At 40.1% G+C, this 14,001-nt stretch carries 10 protein-coding genes and 1 pseudogene; 9 read left to right on the top strand and 2 right to left on the bottom strand.

All coding sequences use genetic code 11. From position 1 onward, the window contains the following. Nucleotides 1–18: 18 nt before the first annotated feature. Nucleotides 19–1,221 carry a metallophosphoesterase family protein gene (locus QFZ72_RS21695; RefSeq protein WP_307437690.1) on the bottom strand — a complete coding sequence of 401 codons (1,203 nt, stop codon included), beginning with the start codon at nt 1,219–1,221 and terminating at the stop codon, nt 19–21. A gap of 426 nt (nt 1,222–1,647) precedes the next feature. Between QFZ72_RS21695 and QFZ72_RS21690 the strand changes: the two genes are divergently transcribed. Together QFZ72_RS21690 and QFZ72_RS21685 are read left to right on the top strand one after the other, a co-directional pair. Continuing rightward, the gene (locus QFZ72_RS21690; RefSeq protein ID WP_307437687.1) at nt 1,648–2,439 is read left to right on the top strand and encodes a DeoR/GlpR family DNA-binding transcription regulator; all 792 of its coding nucleotides are present in this window, start codon (nt 1,648–1,650) and stop codon (nt 2,437–2,439) included. Further along, entirely contained in the window at nt 2,429–3,445 is a 1,017-nt protein-coding gene (locus QFZ72_RS21685; RefSeq protein WP_307437684.1) for a histidinol phosphate phosphatase domain-containing protein, read from the top strand. The genes QFZ72_RS21690 and QFZ72_RS21685 overlap by 11 nt, the downstream gene beginning before the upstream one ends. A gap of 79 nt (nt 3,446–3,524) precedes the next feature. On the opposite strand, the gene QFZ72_RS21680 is transcribed toward QFZ72_RS21685, so the two are convergent. Next, entirely contained in the window at nt 3,525–4,511 is a 987-nt protein-coding gene (locus tag QFZ72_RS21680) for a LacI family DNA-binding transcriptional regulator (protein ID WP_307437681.1), read from the bottom strand. Nucleotides 4,512–4,776: 265 nt separating this feature from the next. Here QFZ72_RS21680 and QFZ72_RS21675 point away from each other — a divergent pair, with 265 nt between their 5' ends. The 7 genes and pseudogenes from QFZ72_RS21675 (at nt 4,777) to QFZ72_RS21645 (ending at nt 13,419) form a co-directional block, all read left to right on the top strand. After that, complete coding sequence (locus QFZ72_RS21675) at nt 4,777–5,784, top strand: TRAP transporter substrate-binding protein (protein ID WP_307437678.1); 1,008 nt, start codon at nt 4,777–4,779, stop codon at nt 5,782–5,784. 22 nt (nt 5,785–5,806) lie between these two features. After that, nucleotides 5,807–6,331, top strand: a complete 525-nt coding sequence (locus QFZ72_RS21670; protein ID WP_307437675.1) for a TRAP transporter small permease — start codon at nt 5,807–5,809, stop codon at nt 6,329–6,331. A gap of 16 nt (nt 6,332–6,347) precedes the next feature. Continuing rightward, nucleotides 6,348–7,643 carry a TRAP transporter large permease gene (locus tag QFZ72_RS21665; protein ID WP_307437673.1) on the top strand — a complete coding sequence of 432 codons (1,296 nt, stop codon included), beginning with the start codon at nt 6,348–6,350 and terminating at the stop codon, nt 7,641–7,643. Between the two features lie 25 nt (nt 7,644–7,668). After that, nucleotides 7,669–10,075 (top strand): annotated as a pseudogene (locus QFZ72_RS21660) (glycoside hydrolase family 31 protein). A 1-nt stretch (nt 10,076) separates the two neighbouring features. Continuing rightward, a complete protein-coding gene (gene uxaC, locus QFZ72_RS21655; protein ID WP_307437668.1) occupies nt 10,077–11,483 on the top strand; it encodes a glucuronate isomerase in 1,407 nt (468 codons plus the stop codon). Between the two features lie 21 nt (nt 11,484–11,504). Next, nucleotides 11,505–12,596 carry a mannonate dehydratase gene (gene uxuA / locus QFZ72_RS21650; protein WP_307437665.1) on the top strand — a complete coding sequence of 364 codons (1,092 nt, stop codon included), beginning with the start codon at nt 11,505–11,507 and terminating at the stop codon, nt 12,594–12,596. Further along, nucleotides 12,574–13,419: an SDR family oxidoreductase gene (locus tag QFZ72_RS21645; RefSeq protein WP_307437662.1), complete on the top strand. Its 846-nt coding sequence runs from the start codon at nt 12,574–12,576 to the stop codon at nt 13,417–13,419. Before uxuA ends, QFZ72_RS21645 begins: the two co-directional genes overlap by 23 nt. Nucleotides 13,420–14,001 lie beyond the last annotated feature (582 nt).

The raw sequence follows: 14,001 nt of genomic DNA, 5'->3' as shown, positions 1-14,001 counted from the left end.
TCTCAAATTTTATAAGAATTAACTGTTCGTCTCTTCAGTATTTAAAGGCAGAGGATCTATACTTTGATCATTCGCAGTTAAATCAATTCCATAGTCCTTAGCGAAAACCATATGAGTTTCAACAAGTCCGCCTTCTTTGTTCTCATCTAAATTGAATACCCGTGCTCCGCGAAGTCTATTTCTTTGTGCACCTGAAAGGCCGTATGTGCCAAAGCCTGTGTTTCCGGCATATCCAAGGAGAATTCCATAGTAATTTCCGCAGTAAGTGTTCACATGATCATGTCCGCAGAAAACTCCTTTAACGTCTCCGCGCTCAAGCATAGCTGAAAATAAACCGCCGTTTACCGGTCCAGGACATTCATCTTCATTTCGTTCACCTGTGATTTGATGCTTTGCCATTGCAAGCTCATGGCTTGCTTGTGTTCTTACGTCTACGCCTCCATGCCACATAAAACGATGCTCCCATAAAGGGATATGAATGAATACGAGTGATGGAACTTTATAACCGTATTGCTTCTCAATTTTTTTTGATTGCTCATAGTACCAGTTCACCTGATTAAAACGGAGCCAGTCCCATGTAGGGTAACCTTTAAAATCTTGTCCGGCGATTTGTGATGGAGCATATCTTCCGCTGTCAAGAAGCCATAGATTGAATGCAGCTTTATTGCCTTTTGAATGTCTAATGAGGAGGTTCATGTTGCCTGTACCAGTAAGACCATTTTCACCTGGCTCGTTCATATTATATTTGTAATTCATATAAAATTGCAGCATCGCTTTCTCGTCCATTCCGCTCTTTGAAGTGGAGTCTTCATCATGGTTTCCAAACGTAACCGCCCATCTAATCCCTCTTTTTTCCATAGGTTGAGCAACATTATTAAGAGCTTGCTTCATCTCGAGTTCTGTATCACAGCCTCCAGCAATATTGTCACCGTTCAGGACCACAAAATCCGGTTTTTCAGAGTCAAGAACCTTCTCCATAAGTTCAAGTGTTCTCCGGTCAATACGTTCATCATCCTGAGTATCATTAAATTGAACGACCTTAAACTTTCCATCTGAGTTGAAGTGAAGCTTAGCGTCCGGTTCTTTTTCAGCATGTACAGTGTTCGTCAATAAATTCCCCGGCAGGCCGGTTGTCGCTAGTGTTAAGGCGAGTGTACTCATTCCGCCTATTTTTATAAAACTCCTTCTGTCTAATCCCTTTTGCTGATCTTGATTACTCATAAAAAAACCTCCCATTTTTTTAATTGATTCGTATAACAATTGAAAAGAGCAATAGTAATGGAGAATCATTTATGTAATGCTGCAAGCATTCACTACGTAAATGGAGATGGCGCCACGATCCCCGTTAGCTACATCTTCATCATAAGATATAAATATTGATAGATTATTAAACAAAACAGCAATGTAAGTAAATAAAACAAAACAAAAAACAAAAAAACAAAAATAAATCGCTTATTTCGCCTCAAAAAGAAGCTTTTTAGAATTATTTATGAGATATAAGGCTGATGAATCACAAGTTTTGACTTTTGATTTCGTTTTTATTTTTGTTTAATTTTACAAAAGTTAATATTTTCACTGTCTTTTATTTATATAACTTTTTTATAATGGGTTAATCCAAAACAAACCAAAACAAAATGGGGGAAGGAAATGAAAATGAATGATAGATATAAAGCGATAATCAGAGAACTGGAAATGAAAAATAAGATTGGCGTAGCAGATATAGCTATAAAATTAAACGTGACGCCTGAAACAATCAGAAAAGACCTGAGTGCACTCGAAGAGAAAAAGAAATTGCGCAGAATTCATGGGGGAGCCATCCAATATCTTGGTGTGATTAAAGAGCCTCATTTTAATAAAAAAGTCGGAATCTTTCATCCTCAGAAAAAAATGATAGGAGAAGCTGCGGCGACTTTTATTATGGATGGAGATTTAGTAGCTCTGGATGTCGGCACAACAACTTTTCAAATTGCAAGTGCTATTAAAGAAGTCAAAAATGTAACAATCGTGACCAATTCTCTGGCAGCAGCTGAACTATTAAATAGTCGGATCGAAAACAGGTTATTTGATGGAAAAGTCATTGTCCTCGGAGGTGTCTCCAATCCTCTGCAGCGTTCTATAAGCGGGTCCATAACCAATAAGTTATTGGAACAATTTTATTTTGACAAAGCCTTTATTTCGTGCGGGGGAATAAACAAGGATGGAATTTGTGATTTCAATGTAGAAGAAGCAACGGCTTCTTCTATTATGATGAAGAGATCAAAACAAGTAATTGTTGCAGCTGATTCTTCTAAATTAAATCAGAGGGCTCTTTTCCATATAGGGCCGTTCTCTGCTATTGACTGTCTGATTACTGATCAAAAAATGCCGGTTGATTGGTCTAAAGATCCAGTTATTGGTGATGTAGATTGGATAACTGTAGGTGACGCCAATGAGAGTTGATTATCACGTTCATCTTGAGGAAGGTCCGTATACATCTAATTGGCTGAAAAAAACCTATCAAAACCTTCTTATAGGAGAGCATTTTTCGCCAGAAGAAAAATCCTCGAAACAATGGGCTGCCCAATCCGTGCAAAAGTTATCTGAAAGAATGATAAAAGGAGCTTATGATCCAAGCTGGCTTGATTTATATCTTGAAAATGCGAAAAGAAAAGGAATCAAAGAAGTCGGGATTGTGGATCATTTATATCGTTTTACAGATTGCCGAAAGTATTTTGAAAAGAACATGCAGCTTGATGAAAGTCCGATCGGCCGCATGCAAAAGCAGTGGTTAAATCTAGTCATGACCGAAAGCATGGATCATTTTGCGGAATCCATTTCAAGAAATAAAGAAAAATGGGCCAAGCAAGGTGTGCAGTTAAAGATAGGAATAGAAGCAGACTACTTTGAGGATGATGAAGAGGATTTATTTGCATTGCTTTGCAAGCATGATTGGGATTTTATTAATGGCTCTGTTCATTTTATCAATGGATGGGGATTTGATAATCCTAAAACGATCGATGAGTTTGAAAATTATGAGGTACATGAATTATATGAAACATTCTTTAGAATTGTGGAAAAGGCCATCAGAAGCGACTTGTTTGACTATATTTCCCACCTGGATAATATTAAAGTTTTCGGCTACCGTCCCCATAACGATCTTTTGCTGCCCATGTACAAAAGGATAGTAAAAGCTATAAAAGAAATGGATGCAGCTACAGAGGTTAACGCAGGGTTATTTTACCGATTCCCGGTAAAAGAAATGTGTCCAAGTGAACCATTTCTTCATTTATTAATCGAAAATGAGATTCCATTGCTTCTTTCTTCTGATGCCCATTTTCCAGAGGATATAGGTGCTTTTCTAGATGAAAACATGGAGATGCTGATTAATAAAGGGGTAAAGGAAATCGCTACTTTTGATAAGAGGAAACGGATTATGAAGCCACTTCCGATTAGGGATCCTCATTGAAAATACTTTAGCAGAAAACAGATAAAAACACCTTAAATCTTGATTTGCGATTTAAGGTGTTTTTTTTAATGAAAATCTATTATTTTTTCTGTGCCGATTTCCGGATCACGATTTCAGGCTCCATCATCTGAATAAGGCTGACAGAACCAGGCTGATCGATTAAAGACAGGAGGGAATCAACCATTGTCTCAGCCAGGAGATCAATTGGAACACCTACGCTTGTTAGCTCTGTTTCAAGGCTCGCCATTTGCGGGATATTATCATATGAAAGTAAGGAAAGATCCTCTGGAATCCTCAAGTTTAGCTCCTTTACGGCTCTTAGGATCCCTACACTGATATCGTAGCTTCCGCTTATAAGAGCTGTTGGCTTGTTTTTATACTGCAGCAGTTCTTTTGCAGCAAGATAGCCATCATACCAGCTTAATCCCTTCGTATTGCAGATGCTTTCTTCGGTTACAGGAAGTTTAGCTTCTTCCATTCCTTTATGATATCCCTTGAGCTTTTCTGCCTGTCGTCTGTCAAAGGGTGATAAGTCCCCAATATAGCTTATTTTTGAATGACCCAGATCGTTTAGGTGAGCAACCGCTTTTTGAATCGCTTTTTTATGATTGACGTCGATAATAGGATAGGCATTGTCTCCTGAAACCCCGTAGGACAAGATGGGAACGGATGAGGCCATATTGGAATGCAGCTGAGTTTCACCGCCTTCCTCGAAAATCATGACGCCGTCAACCTGAAAGCTTTTAAACATTTCTACCGCTTTGTCAGCTGCATTAACAGATAGAATCATAAAATAATTTTTATTTGTCACGATTTCATTTATTTTCGATACTAGGGCAGTAAGGGCTATTCGGTCAATTGCAGGCCATACAAGACCTATCGTTCTGCTTTTTTTAGAAACAAGATTTTTTGCGGCAAAATTGGGAGAGTACCCTAAAGTCCGTGCTGCTTCTAAAACCTTTTTCTTTGTATCCGGCTTTACAAGAGGACTGTCATTCAAGGCCTTAGAGACAGTTGAATAGCTTACTCCTGATTCCCGGGCAATATCTTTTATCGTTACACTCATTAGAAATCCTCCAAAACAGTCAAAAATGAAATGTTGAAAATTTTCCGAATACAGACTATACTGTTAAATAACAACGTTGTTACTTGTAGTATAGTATAAAAGCTGAGGAAAAACATGCTTTTTAAAGAAAAATAACAACGTTGTTATTTTTTAGATAGAAATAACAACGTTGTTATAGAGATAGATTTCTCTCGGCCTTACTAGCATGAAGAAATGTAATCGGTATCAAAAGCAATTGTTCAACGAATCAATAGGGGGGACATGCATGAGAATATTATTAGCGTTAATGGCTGTCTGCATAATATCGGCTGGAATATTATCAGGGTGCAGCAGCAGAGCAGCTGGTGATGATAAGACCGTAATGATGAGGCTTGCTCATAATCAAAGCGAAACACATCCTGTTCACAAATCTTTAACTGAGTTTGCAAGATTAGTAGAAGAAAAAACGGATGGAACGGTTAAGGTCCAGCTTTATCCAAATGGACAGCTTGGAGCTGAGCGCGAAGTAATTGAACTGACACAAACAGGGGCGGTTGATTTTGCCAAGGTCAGCGCAAGTGCTTTAGAAAGTTTTTCTGATGTTTATTCTTTGTTTAGTCTGCCTTATTTGTTTGATGGAAGAGATCACTATTACAGTGTGATGAACAGTGATATCGTGAAAGGAATCTACAAGTCTTCAGAAGAGATTGGTTTTAGAGGAATTACTTTTTATGACGGAGGTTCCCGGAATTTCTATACGAAAAATAAACCAATCATGCATCCAGATGATCTAAAAGGGTTAAAAATCCGTGTTCAGCCTAGTGCAACAGCCATAAACATGATCGAATTGATGGGCGGGTCTCCGACACCGATGTCTTTTGGAGAGGTCTATACTGCCCTTCAGCAAGGGGTAATAGATGGTTCGGAAAATAATGAAACCGCTTTAACAGATAATAATCACGGAGAGGTTGCCAAGCAGTACTCTTATACAGAACATGCTTTGGTGCCGGATATTTTAATTATGAATCATTCAAAATGGAAGGAATTAGATGAGGAGCAAAAGCAGGCAATTACTGAGGCTGCTGAAGAATCAACCGAGTATCATAAAGCAGTCTGGAATCAGTCAATTGAAAAAGCTGTCGAGAATGCCAAGAAAAAAGGTGTCAAGTTCAGTAATCCGGATAAAGAGCCATTTCGAAAAGCTGTGCAGCCTCAGCATGAGGAGTTTGCAAAAAAAGAATCTACAGCAAAGTACTATAAAGAAATTCGTGCAGCAGCAAAAGAGAAAGAGTGAGGTACAAGGGAGGGAGATATTTATGCAGACAGTTAAAAAGAGAGCAGATCAAGTCATAGCTATTATTACAAGTTCACTTCTTGCGTTTATGGTTCTCATCGCCATATGGCAGGTCTTCACAAGATACGTTTTGAATTCTCCAAGCACGCTTTCAGAAGAGATTTTGAGGTATTCGCTGATTTGGGTTTCCATGCTTGGAGCAGCATATGCATTCGGTCAAAAGAAGCATATTGCGATTGAGTTTATTGTAGAAAAGCTGCCAAAAAACAAAGCCCTTATTGTAAGCGTCATCATTGAAGTTCTTGTCCTTTCATTCGCTGTTTTGGTCATGTTCATTGGAGGTTCACGGGCTGCAGCGATTACAATGGCCCAGTCATCAGCTGCGCTCGGAATTCCAATGGGGTACATCTATCTTTCCCTTCCAGTCAGCGGGGTCTTAATTATCGGCTATAGTCTTTTAAGTATCTATGAAGCGGTTTCAAAGAGAAAGGTAGAATTATATTCCGATGATTTAGAAGCAGTCTCAAAATCGCAAATCGAAGGTTAAAAAGGAGGGATAACAAATGACTTTAACAGCTGGGCTCATTCTCTTAAGCGTATTTTTTGTTCTTTTACTAATAGGTGTTCCAATTGCAATCAGTATTGCGGGGGCTTCCATTGCAACGATGCTGATTTTGTTCCCATTTGATGTAGCGGTATTTACATCTGCACAAAAAATGGTCACAGGATTAGACAGTTTTGCGCTATTAGCCGTTCCATTTTTCGTTTTATCAGGGATTATCATGAATAATGGCGGCATTGCCATTCGGCTGATCAACCTTGCAAAATTGCTTGCAGGACGCATGCCCGGTTCATTGGCTCATACAAACGTGATGGGCAATATGCTCTTCGGGTCCATTTCAGGATCTTCTGTGGCATCTGCTGCTGCAATAGGCGGAGTCATGTCTCCTATGCAGGATAAGGAAGGCTACGAAAGGACTTATTCTGCAGCGGTCAATATTGCATCAGCGCCAACCGGCTTGCTTATTCCTCCGAGCGGCCTGCTGATCATTTATTCGCTTGTCAGCGGAGGAACATCAGTAGCGGCGTTATTTATGGCAGGATACATACCAGGAATCTTGTGGGGACTTGCGACAATGGCAGTTGCCTACTTCATTGCCAAAAAGAAAAATTATCCTGTTTCACAAAAAATCACTTTTAGACAAGGGGCCTTGGTGTTTCTTGACGCTATTCCAAGCTTGATGCTGATCGTGATCGTCCTTGGCGGAATTATTGCAGGAATTTTCACTGCAACAGAGGGTGCTGCAATTGCAGTGGCGTATTCTCTTATTCTTTCAATCATTTATCGGACATTCAGCTTGAAAAAGCTTCCGAAAATGCTGCTTGAAACCGTTGAAATGACTGCAGTTATCATGCTTCTAATTGGTACTTCAACCATTTTATCTCTTGTTATGTCTTTTACAGGCATACCTGAGGCGATCAGCAGCGGATTGCTGGGTCTTACGGATAACCCGATTATGATCCTGCTGTTGATGAATGTCATTTTGCTCATTATCGGAACATTTATGGATATCACACCGGCTGTCTTAATTTTTACGCCTATTTTCCTCCCTGTAGTTGCAACATTTGGGATGGACCCGGTTCACTTTGGGATTATGATGGCTTTTAACTTGTGTATAGGGAATATTACGCCGCCAGTAGGAAGTGCGCTATTTGTAGGCAGCAGCATTGGAAAGGTGAAAATTGAACAAGTAATCAAGCCGCTGCTTCCATTTTACGGAGCGATTATACTAGTTTTGCTGGCCGTTACATTTATACCCGAAATCAGCTTAACCCTGCCTAAACTATTTGGATTGTAAATTCAGCAGAGAGAAGGTTTTCATGATGAGCATTAAAGAGAAATATACATTTGCATTTGAACAGGAAAGCCGGAATGTTCTTCATTTTAAGTTGGAGGATGGAACGGTAAGAGCATCTATTTTCATTTTGGAGAAGGATATTATTCGAATTTTGTTTACTGTGGGAGAAAAATTAACACTTGACAGGACATGGAGTATTGCTCCCGGAATGGATGATATTCCTTTAGAGGGAAAAAGCCGGTTTGCTACGGATGGGTTTTCATTGCCTGCATATGAAACCGAAATACTGGATGATTTCTTTGCTGTAAAAACAGAAGTGTTAAAGCTGCAGATTGATCTGAACGGATTTAAAATCACTTGGTATTACCGGAAAGAAAATGATTGGGTTCAGATTGCGAAAGACCGGAGCACCCAAGCCTATCATTTTGAACATTCACTCAGCAGCGGGCCTGCACATTATTTGCAGCGTCATTTAGACGAGCAATATTTTGGCCTTGGCGAAAAAACAGGATCAGTCGATAAACACGGAAAGCGTTATCGGATGCAGACGATTGATGCCATGGGATATGACGCTGAATATACAGATCCGCTTTATAAACATATACCGTTTTACATTACCCGAAAGAAAGAAACGGGGTTATCGTTTGGTTTGTTTTACGATAATTTATCCAGCTCGGTTTTTGAAATGGGTTCTGAGCTTGATAATTATCACGGACTGTACCGTTATTTTCAGGCAGAGGACGGTGACTTGGATTACTACGTCATTGCAGGTCCCAATGTCAGAGACGTCACAGAGAAATTTGCATGGATGACAGGAAAAACCATTCTTCCTCCAAAATGGAGCCTTGGATATTCAGGATCCACAATGAGCTATACAGATGCTCCTGATGCTCAGGAACAAGTAAAGAAATTCTTAAAGCTTTGCAGGGAGCATGACATTTTGTGCGATTCCTTTCAGCTTTCATCAGGCTATACATCAATTAATGAAAAAAGATACGTATTTACATGGAATGAATCAAAATTTCCACAGCCTAAAGAAGTGATCAATGAATTCCATGCAAACGATCTTAAATTATGCGCAAACATTAAACCGTTGCTTACTAAATGATCACCCTGTTTTTCAAGAATTGAAGGAAAAACGGATGTTCATTTTAAACAGCAAAACAAATGAAGCGGAAATGGCTCAATTCTGGGATGAAACAGGCGCATATTTAGATTTCACTAATCAGGAAACATACAACTGGTGGAAAGCTCAGGTGAAGGAGAAACTGCTTGAATATGGAATTGATTCAACATGGAATGACAACAACGAGTTTGAAATTTGGAGCAAAGAAGCTGAATGCCATGGCTTTGGAGAAAGAATAAACTTTGAAACCATTCGTGCTCTTCATCCGCTGCTCATGATGAAAGCATCCTATGAGGCACAAAAGGAATATAATCCTGAACTGCGTCCATATCTCATTTCACGCTCGGGAAGTCCCGGAATGCACAGGTATGTGCAGACATGGACAGGAGACAACAGAACAAGCTGGAAAACACTGAAATACAACAATAAGATGGGCGTCGGCCTAAGCTTATCGGGCATATATAATTTTGGGCATGATGTGGGCGGATTTTCAGGTCCTGCACCAGAGCCGGAACTGTTTGTTAGATGGGTACAAAACGGAATTGTTCATCCGAGGTTTACCATTCATTCATGGAATGATGATCAGACGGTAAACGAACCATGGATGTATCCAGAGATGCTTCCTGCCATTAAAAAATTAATCAAATTCAGAACAAAGATTACTCCGTATCTTTATACATCTTTTTACGAGGCGCATGAGAACTATAAACCAATCATCCGCCCAACATTTTATGAATTTGAGCAAGATGAAAAAACGTTTGAAGAAAACGATGATTTTATGCTGGGTGATAACCTGCTTGTTGCAAGTGTAGTGGAAAAAGGAAAAAAAGAACGGGACGTTTATTTGCCTCACCATCAAGGAGGCTGGTATGACTTCCACAAAGGAACATGGTTTGAAGGCGGACAGACGGTGACAATTCCCGCACCTCTTGATTATGTTCCCTTGCTTGCAAAAGGAGGAAGCATCCTTCCAGTTAATCTGGAGGAGGTCACATTCGCTGATAAACATAAAGATGAAAGAGGGTTTTTATTATTCCCTGAAAAGGGCTGGAGTGAATCCCATTACAGATTATATGAAGATGACGGTTTTACAACACAATACAAAGATGTCTTCGCCTATGTGGCTGTCGAAATGAAAACGAAAGAAAACGAGATTCATATATCCGTAGAAAAAAAGGGGAAATTCACTCTTCCATATGACACAGCAGCATTTATTTTACCGCAGGGTGAACAAAGAAAGCTGATTGTTGACGGTGTGGAATACCAAAGCGGAGAGCACGTCCATTTGAAAAAGGAGGGAATCTGAAGTGAAAAAATTTATGGATAACGATTTTCTATTAGATTACGAAAGCTCTAAGATTCTCTATCATGAATATGCAAAAGAAATGCCGATCTATGATTACCACTGCCATTTAAGTCCTGAAGAAATTGCGGAAAACAAGCAGTTCCGAAACCTGACGGAAATCTGGCTGAACGGCGATCACTACAAATGGAGAGCCATGCGTGCAAATGGCATCAGCGAAGATCTGATTACAGGCAGCGCAAGCGATAAGGAAAAGTTTGATGCATGGGCAAAAACAATGCCATCCTGTATCGGCAATCCCCTTTATCATTGGACACACTTGGAGCTGAAGCGATATTTCAACATCGATTTACCGCTGAGTGAAAAAACAGCAGACGAAATCTGGGAGCGCTGCAATCTTCTGCTTCAGCAGAAGGATTTTTCTGCGCAGTCCATCATTAAAAAATCAAATGTTCATGTGATTTGCACAACAGATGATCCGGCAGATTCACTTGCCTATCATAAGGAAATTCAAGCAAATGAAAGGATAGAGACAGCCGTTTTGCCAGCTTTTCGTCCGGATAAAGGGATAGAAATTACGCAGCAAGGTTTTCTTCGTTACATAGAGAAGCTATCTAAAGCAGCAAATATCGAAATCAACGGCTACCAAGATTTATTAAAGGCTTTTGAAAATAGGGTCGATTATTTCCACGGAGCAGGGTGCAGAGTGTCAGACCATGGTTTTGACCATCTTTTCTATGAAGAAGCAACACTGGAAGAAGTTTCAGCGATATTTGATAAGACCATTCAAGGTCAATCCATCACCATATCTGAAGAAAATAAGTATAAGACATATACACTTCTTCATCTTGGGAAGTTGTATCATTCTCATGGCTGGGCGATGCAGCTGCACATTGGGGCGATCCGCAATAACAATACAAAAATGTTTAAGAAAATAGGTCCTGATGCAGGGTTTGATTCCATGAACGATTTTGAACTGGCAAAGCCGCTGAATCAGTTTCTGAATCGTCTTGACAGAGAGAATGAGCTGCCAAAGACCATTCTCTATAATTTGAATCCTGCTCACAATCCGATCATTGCATCAGCCGCCGGGAATTTTCAAAATGAAGAAGCAAGAGGGAAGCTTCAATTTGGCACAGGCTGGTGGTTTAACGATCAAAAAGACGGGATGATCCGCCAGATGACAGACCTTGCAAGTATAGGGCTGATCAGCAATTTTGTAGGTATGGTGACGGATTCACGCAGTTTCCTATCTTATACAAGACATGAATACTTCCGCAGGATTCTATGTAACTTAATCGGCGGCTGGGTTCACAAAGGCGAAGCACCAGATGATTATGAACTACTCGGTCAAATGGTGCAGGATATTTGCTATAACAATGCGAAAACATATTTTGAGATTGCCAGATAATCAGATGGAGGGAAAACGCTTATGCAAATGACATTTCGCTGGTATGGAGACAATGATCCTGTTACCTTACAAAAGATACGACAGATTCCAGGTATGACTGGAATTGTATCCGCTATTTACGATATCCCTGTCGGGGAGGCATGGCCTTACGACAAAATTATTGAGCTCAAAAAGAAGGTTGAAGAGAGCGGCTTAAGCTTAAGTGTAATAGAGAGCGTCCCTGTTCATGAGGATATAAAGCTCGGCCTTCCTTCCAGAGATCGATATATAGAAAACTACAAAACTACGATTCGGAATTTATCCAGGGCTGGAATTAAAATTGTATGTTATAACTTTATGCCGGTCTTTGACTGGACTCGTTCATCACTTGACTATGAATTAGAAGATGGCTCCACAGCTCTTATTTATGAAGAAGAAAAAGTAAAGCAAATGAATCCGATAAACGGAGACTTAAAGCTACCGGGCTGGGACACAAGCTATGAACCGGAGCAATTAAAAAACCTGCTGAACCAATATCAGAATGTATCGGAAGAGAAATTGTGGACGAATCTCTCGTATTTTATTAAAGAAATCATTCCGGTTGCAGAGGAAGAGGAAGTCAAAATGGCTATTCATCCGGATGATCCGCCATGGTCAATCTTCGGACTGCCAAGAATCATTAACAGTAAAGAAAACTTAGACAGATTCGTCAATCTTTATGAAAGTCCATACAACGGTCTTTGTTTATGCAGCGGTTCGCTCGGTGCAAATCCAGATCATGATTTCCTTGAATTTGTCCGTTATTTTGGCAGCAAAGGGAAAATCAATTTCGTTCACTTAAGAAACATTAAATGGACAGGTGAAAAATCCTTTCAGGAATCTGCCCATCTTTCAACGGACGGTTCATTGGATATGTATGAAATTGTCCGTGCCTTAAGAGAAGTTGACTTTTCAGGACCGGCAAGACCGGATCATGGCAGAATGATCTGGGGAGAAACAGGAAAACCGGGTTATGGTTTGTATGACCGCGCGCTTGGTGCTACGTATCTAAATGGTTTGTGGGAAGCTGCAACAAAAGAAAAAAACAGAAAAGCCGAAACGGGGAATAAATATGAAGATTCCTTTTCAAATTAATTTAGAGGGAAAAGTAGCTGTCGTTACTGGTGGAAGCGGTGTTCTGTGCAGCCAATTTGCCAAAGCTCTTGCAGCATGCGGAGCAAAAACGGCAGTCATAAGCAGACGCCAGGAATCTGTAGAACGCGTTGCAGAAGAAATTCGTGCAGATGGCGGTACGGCTATAGCACTATCTGCTGATGTGCTTGATAAAACAAGTCTTGAGCGGGCAAAAGCAGAAGTGAATGAAAAACTTGGCCCCTGCAGCATTCTAATAAATGGAGCAGGAGGCAATCACCCTAAAGGGAATACGGATAAAGAATACTATAACAATGAGGATTTGAACAACTCAGAAATCAATACGTTTTTTGATTTGGATTCAGAAGGGGTCCGTTCAGTCTTTGATTTGAACTTTCTCGGAACCCTGCAGGCCACTCAGGTGTTTGGCAGAGATATGGGCGAAGGTAATGTGATCATTAATGTCTCATCCATGAATGCCTATACCCCATTGACAAAAATTCCAGCTTACAGCGGGGCAAAAGCGGCAGTCAGCAACTTTACTCAATGGCTGGCTGTGCATATGTCAAAGGCAGGCATACGTGTCAATGCCATTGCACCTGGCTTTTTCTTAACAGAGCAAAATCGAAATTTATTAACGAACACAGATGGCAGCTACACCGATCGGGCTAAAAAGATTCTTAACCAGACACCGCTCGAGAGATTTGGAGATCCTGAGGATTTGAATGGAACACTGCTTTGGCTTGTCAGCAATGAAGCATCCCGATTTGTGACTGGAACGGTGATTCCGGTAGACGGCGGATTTTCAGCTTATTCAGGAGTTTGATGACAACTGACTTTCGTTTGTTGGATAAATTCTTATTTTCCGTTGATAGAGTAAAACGAACCTTCCTTGAGAGGGTTCTTTTGTATCTTGAGGGAAAGTCATTCCAACGAGCAGAACTAACATTGATAAAGGAGGATGAAAAATGAACGTGCACTTTAAGAAGGCGATCCAACTTTTCCAGTGCCGGGAACTTATGATTACTGGCCTGCTTTAGCCGCGATCTATTTGAACGAATCCGAATCCACCCGAAATTCACTGCTGGAGTTCGCTTGGATTGCATCCGTTACCCCGATTGAAACGCAAATACATCAGTTCAAATAAGGGAAAACGGTCAAGTGAGACTGTTTTTTCTTATTTATTGTGGAAAATAGCATTATGCGGGTAACTCAGAGCCTTTGAAATTTTATTCCAAGACTTTCAATACTAATTCCAATACTTTTAATAATAATTCCGAGACTTTTAAAATTAATTCCAAGACTTTCCGAATTAATTCCGTACAAATGTGAACTCCGAATGAAAGCGTCTATCCTCATTCTAATAAGTGATCTTTTTTCTAGAAAAAAACTTTTAAATATCCACTCA

The organism is Bacillus sp. V2I10, assembly GCF_030817055.1.
Taxonomy (GTDB): Bacteria; Bacillota; Bacilli; order Bacillales; family Bacillaceae; genus Bacillus_P.
Note: the sequence above shows the minus strand (reverse complement) of the source record. Positions and strands in the feature narration are given on the sequence as shown.